The organism is Labrys neptuniae, from assembly GCF_040797145.1.
Classification (GTDB): domain Bacteria; phylum Pseudomonadota; class Alphaproteobacteria; order Rhizobiales; family Labraceae; genus Labrys; species Labrys neptuniae.
This window is the reverse complement of sequence record NZ_JBFNQD010000004.1, coordinates 139,528-156,604: the sequence shown is the minus strand read 5'-3', so window position 1 is coordinate 156,604 and position 17,077 is coordinate 139,528. Positions and strand designations below refer to the sequence as shown.

Genomic DNA, 17,077 nt, shown 5'->3' with positions numbered 1-17,077 from the left:
CTCTACTCAAGGCAGGCGATCCCGAAGATCGCCTGCATCCAGCGTGGTCATTGAAGTGTTTTCCAGAAAAGTTGATAGACTTTTCGATCAAGAAAACGCGTCAAAACAAAGAGTTGGAGATAAAGTGCGATTCAGAGAAATCGCACTTTGCTCTAGCCCTTATTCGGCGGCCTCGACATAGCTTTCGAGCGGCGGGCAGGAACAGACCAGGTTGCGGTCGCCATAGACATTGTCGACGCGGTTGACCGGCGACCAATATTTGTCGACCCGGAAAGCGCCGGCCGGATAGCAGGCGATCTCGCGGCTGTAGGAGCGGTTCCACTCGCCCACCAGATCTTCCACGGTGTGTGGGGCATGTTTGAGCGGGTTGTCTTCGGGATCGAGCTTGCCCGCCACGATCGCCTCGGCCTCCGCCGCGATGCCGAGCATGGCCGCGATGAAGCGGTCGAGTTCGGCCTTGGGTTCGCTCTCCGTCGGTTCCACCATCAGCGTACCCGCCACCGGCCAGCTCATGGTCGGGGCATGGAAGCCGCAATCGATCAGCCGCTTGGCGATGTCGTCGACGCTCACGCCGGCGCGGTCCTTGAGCACGCGGGTGTCGAGGATACACTCATGCGCCACCCGGCCCCTGGCCGAATAGAGGATCGGATAGGAAGACGCGAGACGGCTGGCGATGTAGTTGGCGTTGAGGATCGCCACCTTGGTCGCCTGGGTCAGGCCCTCGCCGCCCATCAGCAGGCAATAGGCCCAGGAGATCAGCAGGATCGAGGCCGAGCCATAGGGCGCCGAGGATACCGCGCCCTTCTCGCCGCTCTGCGGCAGGGTCGGCAGATAGGGCGCCAGGTGGGCCTTGACGCCGATCGGCCCCATGCCCGGACCGCCGCCGCCATGCGGGATGGCAAAGGTCTTGTGCAGGTTGAGATGGCTGACGTCGGAGCCGATGTCGCCGGGGCGGGCGAGCCCGACCATGGCATTCATGTTGGCGCCGTCGAGATAAACCTGGCCGCCATGGGCGTGGGTGATCTCGCAGATCTCGCGCACCGTCTCCTCGAACACGCCATGGGTCGAGGGATAGGTGATCATGCAGGCGGCGAGATTGGCGGAATGGGCCTCCGCCTTGGCGCGGAAGTCGGCCACGTCGATGTCCCCGTTCGGTGCGACGCCGACGACGACCACCTTCATGCCGCACATCTGCGCGGAGGCGGGATTGGTGCCATGGGCCGAGGTCGGGATCAGGCAGACGTCGCGATGATGGTCGCCGCGCGCCTGGTGATAGGCCTGGATGGTCAGGAGGCCGGCATATTCACCCTGTGCGCCGGAATTGGGCTGCATCGAGAAGGCGTCATAGCCGGTGATCTGGCAGAGCTTGGCCTCCAGATCGGTGATCGCCTCCGCATAGCCCTGGGTCTGGCTATCGGGGGCGAAGGGATGCACGTCGGCGAACTCTGGCCAGCTCAGCGCCGCCATTTCGGCGGTGGCGTTCAGCTTCATGGTGCAGGAGCCGAGCGGGATCATCGAACGGTCGAGTGCGAGATCGCGATCGGCGAGGCGGCGCATGTAGCGCGTCATTTCCGCTTCGGCGCGGTTCAGATGAAAGATCGGATGGGTCAGATAGGGAGACGTCCGCTCCAGGGCGTCGGGCAGCCGATAGTCATGGGTGAGGTCATCGTCCTTGCGGTCGATGCCGAAGGCGCGCCAGATGGCTTCGGTATGGCCGCGGCGGGTGCGCTCGTCATAGGCTATGCCGATCTTGCTGGTGCCGACCCGGCGCAGGTTGATGCCTTCGGCTTCGGCCGATTTCAGGATAGCGCCCTGGACTGCACCGACCTCGACCGTCACCGTGTCGAAGAAGGTCGACGGCTCGACCTTATAGCCCTGGCTTTCCAGGCCCTTGACCAGCCGCACCATCTTGCGATGGACACGCTCGGCGATCGCCCTGAGCCCGGTCGGGCCATGGAACACCGCATACATCGAAGCCATCACCGCCAGCAGCGCCTGGGCGGTGCAGACATTCGAAGTCGCCTTTTCGCGGCGGATATGCTGCTCGCGCGTCTGCAGCGACAGGCGATAGGCGCGGTTGCCGCGCGCGTCGATCGAAACGCCGACGATGCGGCCGGGCATGCTGCGCTTGAGCGCGTCGCGCACCGCCATATAGGCGGCATGCGGGCCACCATAGCCCATCGGTACGCCGAAGCGCTGGGTCGAGCCGATGGCGATGTCGGCCCCCATCTCGCCGGGCGCCTTGAGAATGGTCAGGGCGAGCGGGTCGGCAGCGACGCAGGCCAGCGCCTCGGCGCCGTGCAGCGCCTCGATCACGCCGGTGAAGTCACGCACATGGCCATAGGTGCCGGGATATTGGAAGATCGCGCCGAACACGCCGGCCGGATCGAGATCGGCGAAGGGGTCGCCGACCACGACGTCCCAGCCGAGCGCGGCGGCGCGGGTCTGGATCACCGCAATGGTCTGGGGATGGCAATGGTGGTCGACGAAGAAGGCGTTCGCCTTGGACTTGGCGGAACGCCGGCACAGCGCCATCGCCTCGGCGGCCGCGGTGCCTTCGTCCAGCAGCGAGGCATTGGCGACGTCGAGGGCGGTCAGATCCGAGATCATCGTCTGGAAGTTCAGCAGGGCCTCGAGGCGTCCCTGGCTGATCTCCGGCTGATAGGGCGTGTAGGCCGTGTACCAGGCGGGGTTCTCGAAGATGTTGCGCTGGATCGCCGGCGGCGTGACGGTGCCGTAATAGCCCTGGCCGATCAGCGAGATCATCACGCGGTTCTTGTCGGCGACCTCGCGCAGGCGGTTGAGCACGCCGTGCTCGGACAGTGCCGGCCCCCAGGCGAGCGGCGCCTTCTGGCGGATTGCCGCCGGCACGATGGCATCGATCAGCGCATCGAGGCTGTCGGCACCGACAGCCTTCAGCATTTCCGTCATCTCGGCCGGGGAGGGGCCGATATGGCGCCTGTTGGCAAAATCATAGGGATCATAGGTGGTTTCGGTGTGAGACATCGTGCCCTCTCAGAGCAAAGAGCGTTCGAGACCGAACGCTTGTTTGCTCCAACTCCTTGTTTCCAAGCCAATTCAAAGAATTGGCTCGAGCGTCTTTGCGATACTTGACGATTTCGTCAGATCACAAAATGCTCTAGCCGATATGGGCCTTGTAGGCGGCCTCGTCCATCAGGCCGGCCGCGTCGTCGGCATTGGCGAGCTTGAGACGGAAGAACCAGCCACCGGCCTGCGGATCGGAGTTGACGAGGGACGGGTCATTGACGATGGCCTCGTTTACCTCGACGATCTCGCCGTCGAGCGGGCAATAGACGTCAGAGGCGGCCTTGACGGACTCGACCGTTGCCGCGACATCGCCCTTCGACAGGCGCTTGCCGACACCGGGCAACTCGACGAAGACGAGGTCGCCGAGCTGCTCGGCGGCATGACCGGTAATGCCGACCGTGGCGATGCCGTCGGCGATGTCGAGCCATTCATGGTCTTCGGTGAATTTCGTCATGGTGGGCCTCTCAGCTGCGCTTGTAGCGCGGGGTGATGAAGGGAAGGGTGGCGACGACGACCGGCAGGCGCTTGCCGCGCACCTCGGCGAAGAGCCGGGTGCCCGGTTCGGCGCTGGCCGTGGGAACATAGCCCATCGCAACGGGAGCGCCGAGGGTGGGGCCGAAACCGCCGGATGTGACGCGGCCGATCGGCGCCGGCGCCGTTTCATCGATGAAGAGTTCTGCACCAGCTCGGATCGGTGCGCGGCCTTCGGCGGCGAGGCCGACGCGCCGGCGTGGTGCGCCATGCTCGAATTCGGGTAGGATCACTTCGGCTCCCGGAAAGCCGCCTTCCCGGGCGCCGCCGGTGCGCCGCACCTTCTGCACGGCCCATTCGAGCGCCGCCGCGACAGGCGTCGTGGAGGTGTCGATATCGTTGCCGTAGAGGCAGAGCCCCGCTTCGAGCCGAAGGCTGTCGCGTGCGCCAAGCCCGATGGGATGCACATCAGGATCGGCGAGCAGGGCCTTGGCCAGCTCTTCCGCCTGGGCTGAGGGTACCGAGATTTCGTAACCGTCCTCGCCCGAATAGCCCGAGCGGGAAACCAGGCAGGACACGCCGAGAATGGTCAGCTCCCTCACGTCCATGAAAGCCATGGCGGCGGCCTGCGGCGCAAGCTTGGCCAGCGCGGCCTCCGCGGCAGGCCCCTGGAGGGCAATGAGCCCGCGGTCCGTGAGTTCCTCGATCTCGCAGTCCTCGGACAGATGGGCACGCAGATGGGCGATGTCTTGGCTCTTGCAGGCCGCGTTGACGACGAGGAAGAGATGGTCGCCGCGATTGGCGAACATCAGATCGTCGAGAATGCCGCCCCTCGCGTCTGTGAAAAGCCCGTAGCGCTGGCGCCCCGGCTTCAGCCCAAGCACATCGACCGGGACCAGCCGCTCCAGTGCCAGAGCGGCATCCTCGTATTTCCCGGATTTCGCGCGGAGCACGACCTGGCCCATATGGCCGACATCGAACAGCCCGGCCAGGGCACGGGTGTGGAGGTGCTCCTTCGCCACGCCCTCGGGAAACTGCACCGGCATGTCATAGCCTGCAAATTCCACCATTCGGCCGCCAAGCGCGGCATTGAGCGCGGTCAGCGGCGTCTTTCCAAGGTCATTCCGGTCAAGTTCGTTCCGGTCGTCCATGGGCATGTCCTCGGTGGTGTTCTTGTCAGATCAAGTCTCTTAAATGCCGGTCCACGTGCAGGCCTGGCATCCCGGGCCGCCGGTTGCGCCGACGTCTCCGGATAGCCTGGATATGCCAGATCGTTTGACATTGCAGAAATTCATAGTTCAAATGTTAGAATTGATAATTCTCATGATAATGCCATGCAGAACATTCCCACGGAACTCCTGCGCACCTTCGTGAAGGCCATCGATTCCGGCAGCTTTACGCGCGCCGGTGCATTGGTCGGCCGCAGCCAGTCGGCGGTGAGCCTCCAGGTCCGCCGGCTTGAGGAAATCGTGGCTGCGCAGCTCTTTCAAAGGGATGCGCACAAGCTGCAGCTCACCCAGGAGGGAACGTTGCTCGCCCAGTTCGCGCGCCGCATCCTGGCCTTGAACGACGAAGCGCTTGCCAGTATGCGCCAGCCCAAGGTTGCGGGGCGCATCCGGCTGGGTGCCCCGCATGAATATACAGCTTCGCTGCTGCCGGACTTCCTGGGCAAGTTCGCCCAGTCCCATCCGAATGTGATGCTGGAAGTGACGAGCGACCTGAGCAAGAACCTGCTCAGCCGCCAGGCCGATGGCGACCTCGATCTCGTGATTGCCTTGCATGACGAGCCGAACCTGACGGAGGGACGCCAGATCTTCACCGAGCCGCTGGTATGGATGACGAGCGCCGACCATGAGCGCCACACCCAGAGCCCTTTGCCCCTGGTGGTGGCACCGCCGCCCTGCATCTACAGGCGCCGCATCCTGGAAACATTGAACGGGCTCGGCAGGCCTTGCCGGATCGCCTATCTCAGCTCGAGCTATGACGGCATTTCCGCCGCCGTGCGGGCGGGGCTGGGCGTGACGGTGATGGCGGAGAGTGCGGCGCCGTCGGGCGTGCGCATGCTCGGCGAGCGCGATGATTTCCCGCCGCTCGGCCATCTAGAACTCAGGCTGCACCGGCTTGCCGGCAATTCGAGCGAGGCGATCATTCGCCTCGAGGACTATATCGCCGAGAGCTTCGCCGATACCGAACTGGGACGGGGCGGGCGGCCGCGAGCCTTGCCCCTGCCGGAATAGCAACGGCCGATCCGAGAGAACCCCGGATCGGCCGTGAGGAGGGCTTGTCGCAGCCCGCTCAGAACGTTCCGCGCAACCCGATGCCGATCATGCGCGGCGCGGTCATGGCGGCCTCGACAACCGGAGTTGCGGTAGCGGTAGAGCGGTTGATCTGTCTGAAGGTCGCTGCGCGCTCGTCAAAAATGTTCTTCACATAGCCATAAATCTGGGCGTGCTCGCTGAGCTGATAGCTCACACGCGCATCTGCGATCGTATAGGGCTTGATGGAGAGGTTCGCCGAGTTGGCATCATCCGAGTAATAGCCGTCGAGATGGCGCAGGTCCGCAGAGACGTTGAGTTTGGGGGTGACGTCCCAGCTCACACCGAGGCTCAGCATGTAGCCGGGGGCCTTCTGGAACTCGTTGCCCTGATATTTTGGCTCGCTGGTGATCTTGTCGATATTGGAGACGAGCGCCCCGAATCCGGCCTTGAGCCGGACATTGTCGAGGATGCGGTAATCAAAGCCGAGTTCGGCGCCATAGGCGTGCGCCTTCTCGGCATTCACCGTATAGAGCTGGGTGAGATTGTTGCCGGGGACCGCAACACTGACGAAACGCTGAGCATCCTTGAAATCATTGTAGAAGAGATTGCCGGTGACAAACAGGCGATCATCGAGGAAATGGGCGCGGGTGAACAGCTCGTAGTTCCACACTTTCTCAGCCTTGAATCGCCTCCAGGGATCTTCGCCCGCGGGTGCGGCCGTGTTGAATGAGACACCGCCTGGATTGAAACCGCGGCTGACCAGGGCACCGACAGTGATCTTGTCCGTCAACTTGTAGGCGAGCGACAATTTCGGCAGCAGGGCATCGAAGCTCTTGTCGTAATCGATGGGTATGACACTTAGGCTGGTGAAGCCGTCGCGCTTGACGGTATCATGCTCGTAGCGCAGACCCGCTGTCAGGAGCCAGCGTTCGTCGAACCTGCGATTGACTTCGGCAAACACGCCGACATTGTCCTTGGTGTCGTCGAAGCTCGACAATCCAGGTTGCCGTTGTCGATTAAGCAGGATGAGCGATTCATCCGAGGTGGTGTGGGCATAGTAAAGCCCGACGACGCCGTGCCAGACGTCCTTTTCCTCGCCGAAATTGAGCTTCAATTCGTTGGAGATGTTCTTCTGGGCAATGTCGGCGCTGCCGTTTGAGCGCGGTACGCCGAAGCGATCATAGCGCGACTGCGAATACTGGGTCTGGTTGGAGAGCTTCATGCCGTTCTGAAAATCATAGTCCAGATCGAAGATCACCGTATTGGTGCGCTGCCGGAAGCTCGGCATCTGCAGCGTGCCGCTCTTGAGATCGTCATAGGGCAGAAAGGCTGCTTCCAGGGTCGGCCGGTTCGTGTCGGTATGGGCAAGCGTCAGCTTGGCCTTAAGGCCGGGAATGGCCTGGGGCTGCCAGAGCAGCTTGGCGCGCAGGTTCAATTCGTCGAAGGATTGGTCCGTCTTGCCCTTGGCGAAGGTGGGGGCAATGTAGTCGATGAAGGTGTTGCGACCCCAATAATCCACGGCGATGCGCGCCGCAAAATCCTGGCTGAGCGGTCCCGACAGCATGAAGGAACCGCGCCTGGTGTCGTAGCTGCCATATTCCATCTGATAGGCTGCTTCGGGCTTGAAGGTCGGATCCTTGGTCTTGACTAGGATAGCACCGGCGATGGCATTGGCACCCTGCGACGTGGTCTGCGGCCCGCGGAAGACCTCGACACTGTCGACATCCCAGATCGAGGTGCCGCCGTAGAGATACTCGTAGAAGCTCAGATAGTGGCCATCCACATTGATGCTGGCGCGCGGCACGGTGCCGGACAGAAAGGCGATCGAGCCGGCATTGGGCCCCTGGGTATCCTGGCCGCGAATGGATGGCGCGCCGGTCGTGCCGATCGGCACGAGGTTCGGCACATCGTTGAGCGCCTCCGACAGGGAGTTTTCGCCCGTCTTCTCGGCGAGGTCCTTGTCGGTCAGCACGCTCACCGAGGATGCGGTCTCATCGAGGCTGCGCCGGATCTTCTCGCCGGTGACATAGACTGGATCGAGCTCGATCGGCTCCTCGTTGCCCGCCGGACGATTTTGCGCAGAGGCCGGCATCGTCAGCATGGCAGACAACACCATCGCACTCGCGCCGCACAGAAAACGACTTGTCAAACCTGTAACCACGGCAGCCCTCCACAGCCCAAACAAACGCATGCCGCGCAATGCGCGGCCTCGATGTGCAATCTAGGAGGCGAAGTGCAGGCGCAGTCAATGTAATGGAAGTATATTATATTGATTGACGAAGATATGTGATAATAATGACACAATTTATTGTGCAGTTTGGTAAAATTCTAGATTTTAATTAGAGTATTATTGTAGTGTTATGATTGCATGAATTATAAGAATTCAAAATTGTACGTAATTTGGAGCGGGTAAGCCCTATCGAAGGAAAGGCGGGGGAACGCAGACGCTGCGTTCCCCCGCCTCTGTCGCTGTGGCATGGTTCTGGCGATCCCTGCTCTTTCAGGGACGGAGCGAGCCCGTCAGGCCGGCGCCTGAAACGCGTCGATGGCAGGCCGCAGGTCGACAAGCCGCGTACTGGCACCGCCAGGTTCGGCGAAGTGGTGGAAGATCTTCAGCACGGTCTGGCGGATCAATTCGACCTGCTGCGGGTCGTAATGCTCGGAGCGGTAGGTCATCATCACGCGGATGCAGCGCTCTTCGCCGAGTTTTTCTTCCATCACCTCGAATTGCAGGCCGAGCACGGATTCATGCCGTTCGGGATCCACCTGGCGGAACTCGATCCTGCTCTCGTCCTCCAGCGTGAAAGCGCCGTTGAACTTGTTCTTGGCATGAAGCTGGATGAAGACTTCGAACAGATGTTCCTGCTCGCGCACGATGCCCAGCGCCTCCTCGACCAGGTCGATGGGGATGTCGGTATTGGGCAGGGAGCCGTTGATGGTGCTCTTCACCTGGTCGATCAACTCGGCCACCGTGCTTTCGGGCGAAAAGCCGACCCGATGCGCCACCACCGTGGTGAAATAGCCGATGGTGTCGAAGTAGTCGGGCTCGTTCCGGCCCGAGGCCGAGGTTCCCACCACCAGCTCGTCCAGGGAACCGAGAAGATGCAGGGAACTGGCGATGGCCGCATAGACCACGTTGAACAGCGAGGCGCCGTTCGCCTTGGCGAGGGCATAGAGCCCCTCGGTCACAGCGCTTTCGAGCTTGAGCTCCACCCAGCCACCAGCGTTGGACGGGGAGCGGGACGCATCATCGCTGGCCGCAGGCCGTGGCAGGATCTGCTGGTTGCGCGGTGAATCGCGCAGCATGTCGGTCCAATAGGCGAGATGCGCCTGGTTCAGACCGGCTCCATGCTGGAGACGCGCGAATTCATGGAACGGCGCCGGCTGCTCGGCCCAGATGGGCGCCTTGCCCGCCGCCCGCTGGCGATAGGCATGGCCGAGCTCGTCCATCATCAGGTTCACCGACCATTCGTCCAGCACCATGTGATGGAACAACAGAGACAGAACCTGCTGGCCACTCTCCTCCTCGATCAGGAAACGCAGCCGCAGCGGCAATTCGTGGGACAGGTCGAAGCGGTAAGCGGCTTCCTGGTTGCGATCGCCAGCCTGGCTTTCATGCGAATGCCAGAACCATTTGTAGGCTCCCAGATCTTCCGGTGCCACGATGAGCTGGCCCACCGTCCCGTCTTCCTGCTGACGGAAAAGGGTGCGCAGACCCGAATGCCGCTCCAGCACGTCCTGGAACGCCCTGGCGAAGATGGTTTCGTCGACGCGGTCGAGGAAACGCAGCGCAAAGGGCAGGTTGAAGATCTCGCCGAAACCGAAGGCGGCGTAGATCTTCCACAGCGAGTTCTGGGCCAGCGACAAAGGAGCCATGAGGGCGGAGCCGTCTGCCGCTGTGGGGACGCTTGCCTCTTGCTCGACATCGTGGCGTCGGGCGAGCCCGGCGAGGCCTGCCGCCGTCGGGTGGCGGAAGAGGTCGTTGAAGTTGACCTCGATGCCGTGCGAGCCCAGCAGGCGGCCGATGACGCGGGTGGCGATCAGCGAGTGGCCGCCATGATCGAAGAAATCGTCGTCGGCCGTCATTTCCGGCGAGGAGAGGGCCTGGCGGAACTCGGCCAGGATGATCTCTTCGATCGCATTGGCCCCCTTGTCGGGCGGGGCCGATGCAGGCGATGCGGATATATCAGGCTGGGAATCGAAAACGGCATGTCCAAAGCCCGCTGCCCCAAGCAACGGCGCCGTGCCTGCAAGCATGCCGGCAAAGCGCTCGAGAACAAAGGCACCGGCCGCCGTCGAAAGGGCCTGGCCGGCCATGAGCTCGAGCGCCAGCCGGTCTTCCCTCGCAGCCCGCCCCAGGCCCAGGGCCAGATCCGGCCGCGCTGCGAGGGAGGGCAGGGGCAGGCGTTCGACCGATATCCCGTCGAGCGGAAGGACGAACGCGGGGTCGGTCAGCCAGGTCACATAGGCGTGCGGGCGTGGTGCATCGTTTCGTTCGGCTTGCGGACGCAGGTCGAGCGTACCGACATCCGGGCTCGCCATGCCGGCGAGGATCCGCGCCATCGCGTCCTTGGTATCAGCCACGTCCCGCGGCAAGATGATCCGCAGGAAGCGCTGCGCGCAGAAGGGCAGGGACAGGTCGAGCATGTCGGTCGCCGGCCGGCGAGGCAGGCTCAGATCCACGGCGGCGCTATCGCCGAGCTGAGCCAGGAACCGTCCGAACTGCAGGGCCACGGCGGCGATCAAGGCCGATGGTGTAGGTTGTGGTCCGGCCAGCGCCGAGAGGCTGGCCGTCTCTATGAGGGTACCGCAGCGACCCGCCGCGCGGGCCATCAGGCTTCGTTCCAGCAGCGGCGCCCGGGCAAAATCAATCAGGCCCGGCGCTTCGTTGCCGCCAGTCCTCAGCAGCCAGGGCACCGGCGGCGCGCTGATTTCGGCGTCCACTGCCGGCTCCATCTCCGCGACCTCCGGTGCGGCCTCGCCGCCGGCCGAGCCCCCCATTGCGGACGAGATGCCATTGTAGGAATGGGAGACCGCTTGCAGCAGGGTTCTCCAACGGATGACCCCGCCCAGGATGCGGTGAACCATGAAGCCGAGGATCGTCGCTTCGCCACTCAGCAGGACCAGGGCACGGATCGGGGCATCCCGTTCGAGATCCCAGGTCGCGCCCTGCTCGGCCAGCAGCGTATTGACCGCTTCAGCGGTCGTCTCGACGCGGCGGATGTGAAGGCAGGACGAAACTTCACTGCCGGCAGTCTTCTCCAATTCACCGTCGGGGCTGAAACGATAGCGTACATTCAGCTCCGGCAAGGCCTCGAAAGCACGGTAGAGGGCCGCGACCAGTCGGGGCAGATCGGGTGCGCCATCGAGCCTGAAGGCGATCACATGCTTCAGCACGGCATCGGGATCCTGCTGCTGGCGCAGCCACAAGGCTTCTTCCGCCTGGGTCAGCGCCATCGTCGAGTGGTCCGGCCCGTTCTGAACCACGCTGTCGAGACGCGGCATTTCTTCGACCGACAGCAAGCGGGCTGATCTTTCCGCCATCTCAATCTCCATACGTCCGGCGTGTGCCGGAACAATTCATCTTCGTTGTCAAAGGGCTGCTGCTCGTTTGCGTTCGATGAGGGCATTCCACGCCCGAACCGTCGGGGTAGCGGCCAAATCGGCATAATCGAGCCTGACGCCGGCCAGCCGCGAGATCGGCCCGATCAGAGTCATGATGGCGAGGGAGTGCAGGCCGATCTCGATCAGGTTGAGCTCCTCGGGCACATCTTCGGGCGCGAGATCGAGGACCTCAGCCACTTCCTGCCGGATCCGTTCCAGCGATGGCATTCGTTCGGGAGCGGCCTCCCGCATCCGAACGGACAGCGCGTTCTCAGTCGTCATGATGGTCATGCACCGCGGTGGCGCCGCGCCGCCAATAGCCTGATGCCCGCACCCATTTGGGCAAGGCCCCGCGTTCCCCAATCAGAAAGCGGCGCAGCTCTTTGGCCTGGAGCGACTCGCAGGCGATCCAGGCATGGTAGTCGCCGGCCGGAAATTCCGCCTGTTGCACAGCTTGGAGCAGGGCGCCCGTTTGCCCGGCATGGGCATCGCCGCGGTGGGCCCAGACGACCGTCGCGTCGGCGGCCGTATCGAGCGGCAGGCGATCCTGCCTGCCGTCGACCTCGATGAAGGCCAGCACCCGTGCTCCGGCCGGCAATTCATCGAGCCTTCTGGCGAGAGCGGGCAGGCCGGTCTCATCAGCGATCAGCAGATACCAGTCGAAGGCGAAGGGGATGACGAAAGAGCCACGCGGCCCGGCGATCCAGGCTTCGTCGCCGGCCTTCACGCCGGCGGCCCAGGTGCTGGCGGGGCCCTCGTCGTGCAGCACGAAGTCGATGTCGAGTTCGCCGGCGGCGGGATCATAGCGCCGGGGCGTGTAGTCGCGGGTGATGGGTTTGGGCTGATCCTCCCGCAATTCCATGCCTTCCGGCCCGATATGGGGCAGGCTCGGGCGGCTCTCGCCGGGCGCAGGAAAGAACATCTTCACATGGTCGTCGAAACCCAGGCTGGTAAAGCCCTCCAGTGCCGGGCCGGCCAGGGTGATCCTCGTCATCGAGGGAGCAAGCCGCGTCACCCGGCGCACTTCGAGCTGGCGCAGGCGAACTTCGTGGCGGACGCGTTGGGGAGAGCGGTCCTTTTCGCTCTCCGGGGCGGTGGCAATGGTCATGATGTTGCAAATCCTTTGAGATCAGGCGCCCAGCGTGGCGCCGCCGTCCACGACTACGTCCTGCAAGGTGACGTGGCTGGAGCGGTCGGAGGCCAGGAACAGGACGACGTCGGCAATCTCCTCGGGTGAGGCGAGCTTTCCGAGCGGAATGCCGAGCTTGAAATGCTCGGGCAGGCCGGCCAGCAGCCGCTGCCCATCCGAGGGGTTCTTGAACATGCCGCGCAGCATCGGGGTGTCGGTGGAACCGGGCGAGACCACGTTGCAACGCACGCCAAAAGGGGCGAGTTCCAGCCCGACGCAATGGCTGAGGCTGACCATTGCCGCCTTCGAGGCGCAATAGGCGGTCATGCCAACCCGCGGCACATGGGCGGCATTGGAGGCGACGTTGACGATCACGCCCGAACGCTGGCGTTTGAACAGCGGGATGCAGCGGCGCATGAGGTAGAAAGCGCCGCTGACATTGACACCGAAACAGGCCTGCCAGTCGTCGAGCGTCAGGTCCTCGGCCGCTCCGAGCCGCAGGACGCCGGCGGCGTTGACGAGAATGTCGAGGCTTCCGGACTCGCCAAGTATACGGCCGCATACTTCGTCGACCTGCCGGGGATCGGTGATGTCGAGCGCGATAAGCTCCGCTTCGGCATTGCCATTCCCGCCTGCGTTGGGCGCGGCGAGGTCGAGCCCGACCACCCTGGCGCCCTCAGCGCGAAAGCGTTCGGCCACACATCGTCCGATACCGCCGGCCGCGCCCGTGACCAGCACGCGCTTGCCGGCGAAATTCCATGACGTCATCACGTTCATCCGGTCACGCCGCAATGGCCTGGGGTTGCTTGCTCTCGATCAAGGACCACCAGGCATTGAGTGTGGGAATGCGCGTGAGCTCCTCGAAGCGCACGGCGACGCCACGCTCCTTCAGCTCCGAGGCCAGCAGCATGACCTGAACGGAATCGAGGCCGTAATAGATCAGGTTCTCGTCCGGATCGAAGTCGACCTCCTCCTCGATGAGCGCACGCACACGCTTGACCAGCCAGTCCCGGCTCAGGGTGGGGGCGGCCGTGTCGACGAGGCTTTTGGTGGTGATGACGCTGCCGCAGCGCGTCGCCACGTAGCGTAGCGCCATCAGATGATCGTCCGGCGAGAAATCGGCGACGGCATCGCCGACCAGGAAGGGCTGGATGTCGTTCATGAAGGCATCTGCCGAGGTGATCATGCAGCCGATATGGGCGTAGACGCCACCGACCAGCAGCTGGTCGCGGCCCCATTGGCGCAGAAGGGAAAGCAATTCCGAGCGCTGGAAGGCGCTGTAGCGCCATTTGGTCAGCACTGTGTCGCCCTCTTCCGGTGCAAGGGGCGCCACGATGGCCTGCAGGGCCGGGTCGGCCGTGGTCAGGCCCGGCCCCCACATGTCATTGAGCAGGGCCCGGTCCGCTGCCGGCTGTTCGTGCGGCTGGGCGGTGTAGACCACGGGAACACCGCGCTCCCGCGCCCATCGCCGGATGGCGACGAGATTGTCGACGAGCTGGCGCACCAGGGCGCCGTCAGCATCGTAGAAACGCAGGAAGTAGCGCTGCATGTCATGGATCAGCAGTACCGCGCGGGCCGGATCGGGCTGCCACTGCGTGCGGTTGGCGGGGAACGCCTCCGGCGTGGGCATGGGATAGTCGGTGATGGAGGGAATGGCCATGGGGCACCTTCGTCAGGTCGATAGGGAAACGGGTGGGTTTTGCAGCTGCTGGCGCAGCCGGTTCTTGTCGATCTTGCCGACCGGGGTCAGCGGCATGGTATCGATGAAGCGGAAGCGGTCCGGCAGCTTGTATTCGGCCACGCCCTGGGCGATGAGATGCTGGCGTAGCGCCGAGGGCGGCAGGCCGGGCTTCCTGGCCACCAGGAAGGCGCAGCTCTTTTCGCCCAGCAGCGGATCGCTCATCGCCACCAGAGCGGCCTGCATCACCTCCGGATGCAGCAGCAGCAGGTTCTCGACCTCCTCGGAGGCGATCTTCTCGCCGCCGCGGTTGATCTGGTCCTTGATGCGGCCGACGACGCGCAGATAGCCCTGCGCCGAGCGCTGAACGAGATCGCCCGAATAGTAGAAACCGTCGACGTCGAACACTTTTTCATTGTGCTCGGGGCTGCGGTAATAACCCCGGAACGTGTAGGGCCCGCGCGTGGCAAGCATGCCGGTCTCGCCGTCGGGAACGTCCCGTCCTTCTTCATCGACGACCTTGACCTCGTCATCGGGACTGATCGGGCGCCCCTGCGTGGTGAAGACGAGTTCGTCCGCGTCGTCGAGCCTGGTGTAGTTGACCAGGCCTTCGGCCATGCCGAACACCTGCTGCAGGGCACAGCCGAGCTTTTCCGGCACCTGCCGGGCCAGCGCCTCGGCGAAGCTGGCGCCGCCGACCTGAATGAGCCTGAGGGAACGCAGGGCCGCCTCATGTCCCGGCACGACCTGCAGCCAGAGCGCCACGGCCGAAGGTACCAGCGCCGCCATGTCGATGCCGTGCCGCTCGATCAGTGCGAAACAGCCGAGCGGCTCGGGATTGGCGGCCATGACGACACAGCCGCCGGCATGGAACACGCCCAGCGTGCCCGGCGAACTGAGCACGTAATTATGACCCGCCGGCAGGGCACACAAGAAGCGTGTCTGCGGCGAGAGACGGCAGATCTCGGCACTGGCGCGGACGGAATAGTCGTAGTCGTTGTGGGTGCGGGGAATGAGCTTGGGCGTGCCCGTGCTGCCGCCGGAAAGCTGGAAGAAGGCGACTTCGTCCGCCCTGGTGGGCGTACCGCCATGGGAGGGAGCCCCGCCCTCGGCGAGCCAGAGGTCGAGGCTAGTGTCGGGCGATGTTTCGCCCAGCAGCAGGACCTGGGCGAGCGCCGGGGAAATGGAGCGCAGTTCGCCCATAAAGGTCTCGTCGCTGAAAAGCTCGTGCCGGCGAGCGGCGATCAGCAATCGGGGCTGGATCTGCCGCGCATAGGCACTCATTTCCAGCCGCCGGTGGCTGTAGAGGGCGTTGACCGGCGCGACGCCGATCTTGAGCAGCGCGAAGAAGACGATGTGGAATTCCGCGACATTGGGCAATTGCACCAGCGCAGTGTCGCCATGGCCGAGGCCGAGGGCGCTCAGGCGGGCGGCCAGGTTCGAGGCCAGCCGGTCGATCTCGGCATAGCTGAACCGGCGTTCGCCGCAGATGAGTGCGAGGGCGTCGGGGCGTTCGCGGCATTGCTGGTCGAGGATACGGGTCAGGGGCTGGTCGAGCCAATGGCCGCGTTCCCGGTAGCGCTGCGCCAGGCTTTCCGGCCAGCGCACGAAGTCGACGTTCATAGCGTAACCTGGTTGGGTCTGAAGGGATCGTGTCATGCCGCCAGGCCGCAGGCGTTGAGCATGGTCTTCAGCTTGGTCTGGGTCTCGGCCCATTCGGCCTCGGGCTGCGACGCCTCGACGATGCCGGCGCCGGCAAACAGGCGAACGACTTCCCGCTCGACGATACCGCAACGTAGGGTGACGACCCATTCCCCGTCGCCCCGGCTGTCGCACCAGCCCACCATGCCGGTGAACAGGCCGCGCTCGAAAGGCTCCACGAAACGAATGAGCTTGTGGGCCTGGTCGGTGGGCGTGCCGCAGACGGCCGGTGTGGGGTGCAGGCGGCAAGCCAACTGCAGCGCGCTCATCTGCGGATCGATGAGCCGGCCATGCAGCCGCGTGGACAGGTGCCACAGCGCGGCGGTGCTGATCACGGAAGGGGAGTCCGGAATCACCAGTTCGGTGCAATGCGGTTCGAGCACGCGGCGGATGTCGTCGATGACCACGCGGTGCTCGTAGAGATCCTTCGGCGATCGCAGCAGGGCATCGGCGGCGGCCTGATCAGCTTCCGGGAAGGGCTGGCGCCGCGCCGAGCCGGCCAGCGGATTGGAAACGAAGCGATCGCCCTCCTTCTGCAGCAGCAGTTCCGGGCTGACGCCGATCAATTCCCCGCCATCGGGCAGCGGCACGCGGAACTGATAGCCGCTGGTGTTCTGCATGCGCAGGCTGTCGAGCAGGCCATCCACGTCCACGGATCCGGCAAACCGCAATTCGCGCATGACCGACAGCACGACCTTGCGAATGTCGCCATGACGAAAGTTCAGGATCGCCTGTTCGACCGCCTTCTTGAAGCCGGGCTCGTCGGGAATGCTGCGCTGGTCGAGCAGGGCCGGCAGCCGGTCCGTACTACCAGCGGTTCGGGGCGCTTGGCGTTCCCGCCATTCATAGACCTGCGGCACATAGAGGCAGGATGGCTCGCGCATGTCGAAGGGAATGGCCCCCATCACGATAGGGTTGTCCTGGCCCTCGGTCCGCGCCTCGTCCAGCGCCTGGCGCACGCTGCGCTGGAACTGGCTGCCCCAGTCCTCGCCCCCGCGGGCAGGCATGCTGATCAGCCGACGCGGCCCGAAGGAGCGCAGTTCTCTGCTTCCGGTACTGAATAGTAAATTGCTACCGCTTGCCGAGGAGATAGTTTTCTCATCAGCATACATTGCAACGGCCCCAGCCTGCATAACTACTGCCCTTATTGTAATTCCTATAATCAGGATTTGCACTCTTTTGAATGGT

The 17,077-nt window shown here is 63.9% G+C and carries 12 protein-coding genes; 1 reads left to right on the top strand and 11 read right to left on the bottom strand.

Annotation, left to right across the window (positions count from 1 at the left end):
- Positions 1-159 precede the first annotated feature (159 nt).
- The 3 genes from gcvP to gcvT form a co-directional block, all read right to left on the bottom strand.
- Complete coding sequence (gene gcvP, locus ABXS05_RS14660) at positions 160-3,006, bottom strand: aminomethyl-transferring glycine dehydrogenase (RefSeq protein WP_367624415.1); 2,847 nt, start codon at positions 3,004-3,006, stop codon at positions 160-162.
- A gap of 133 nt (positions 3,007-3,139) precedes the next feature.
- On the bottom strand, positions 3,140-3,502 hold the full coding sequence (gene gcvH, locus ABXS05_RS14655; protein WP_367624414.1) for a glycine cleavage system protein GcvH: 363 nt from the start codon (positions 3,500-3,502) through the stop codon (positions 3,140-3,142).
- 10 nt (positions 3,503-3,512) lie between these two features.
- Positions 3,513-4,670 (bottom strand): glycine cleavage system aminomethyltransferase GcvT, encoded by a 1,158-nt coding sequence (gene gcvT / locus ABXS05_RS14650; RefSeq protein ID WP_367624413.1) that lies wholly within the window; start codon positions 4,668-4,670, stop codon positions 3,513-3,515.
- Between the two features lie 183 nt (positions 4,671-4,853).
- On the opposite strand from gcvT, the gene ABXS05_RS14645 reads away from it, so the two are divergent.
- Positions 4,854-5,756, top strand: a complete 903-nt coding sequence (locus ABXS05_RS14645) for a LysR substrate-binding domain-containing protein (RefSeq protein ID WP_367624412.1) — start codon at positions 4,854-4,856, stop codon at positions 5,754-5,756.
- A gap of 58 nt (positions 5,757-5,814) precedes the next feature.
- On the opposite strand, the gene ABXS05_RS14640 is transcribed toward ABXS05_RS14645, so the two are convergent.
- The 8 genes from ABXS05_RS14640 to ABXS05_RS14605 form a co-directional block, all read right to left on the bottom strand.
- Positions 5,815-7,878, bottom strand: coding sequence for a TonB-dependent receptor (locus ABXS05_RS14640; RefSeq protein ID WP_367624411.1), 2,064 nt, complete (start codon positions 7,876-7,878; stop codon positions 5,815-5,817).
- A gap of 419 nt (positions 7,879-8,297) precedes the next feature.
- Positions 8,298-11,321, bottom strand: coding sequence for a condensation domain-containing protein (locus ABXS05_RS14635; RefSeq protein WP_367624410.1), 3,024 nt, complete (start codon positions 11,319-11,321; stop codon positions 8,298-8,300).
- A 48-nt stretch (positions 11,322-11,369) separates the two neighbouring features.
- On the bottom strand, positions 11,370-11,672 hold the full coding sequence (locus ABXS05_RS14630) for a phosphopantetheine-binding protein (RefSeq protein ID WP_367624409.1): 303 nt from the start codon (positions 11,670-11,672) through the stop codon (positions 11,370-11,372).
- Positions 11,653-12,489, bottom strand: a complete 837-nt coding sequence (locus tag ABXS05_RS14625) for a siderophore-interacting protein (RefSeq protein WP_367624408.1) — start codon at positions 12,487-12,489, stop codon at positions 11,653-11,655. Before ABXS05_RS14625 ends, ABXS05_RS14630 begins: the two co-directional genes overlap by 20 nt.
- 21 nt (positions 12,490-12,510) lie before the next feature.
- On the bottom strand, positions 12,511-13,278 hold the full coding sequence (gene dhbA, locus ABXS05_RS14620) for a 2,3-dihydro-2,3-dihydroxybenzoate dehydrogenase (protein WP_367624407.1): 768 nt from the start codon (positions 13,276-13,278) through the stop codon (positions 12,511-12,513).
- A 13-nt stretch (positions 13,279-13,291) separates the two neighbouring features.
- Positions 13,292-14,170: an isochorismatase gene (locus ABXS05_RS14615; RefSeq protein WP_367624406.1), complete on the bottom strand. Its 879-nt coding sequence runs from the start codon at positions 14,168-14,170 to the stop codon at positions 13,292-13,294.
- 12 nt (positions 14,171-14,182) lie between these two features.
- Complete coding sequence (locus ABXS05_RS14610; protein ID WP_367624405.1) at positions 14,183-15,811, bottom strand: (2,3-dihydroxybenzoyl)adenylate synthase; 1,629 nt, start codon at positions 15,809-15,811, stop codon at positions 14,183-14,185.
- A gap of 32 nt (positions 15,812-15,843) precedes the next feature.
- On the bottom strand, positions 15,844-17,022 hold the full coding sequence (locus ABXS05_RS14605) for an isochorismate synthase (protein ID WP_437178664.1): 1,179 nt from the start codon (positions 17,020-17,022) through the stop codon (positions 15,844-15,846).
- Positions 17,023-17,077: the final 55 nt, after the last annotated feature.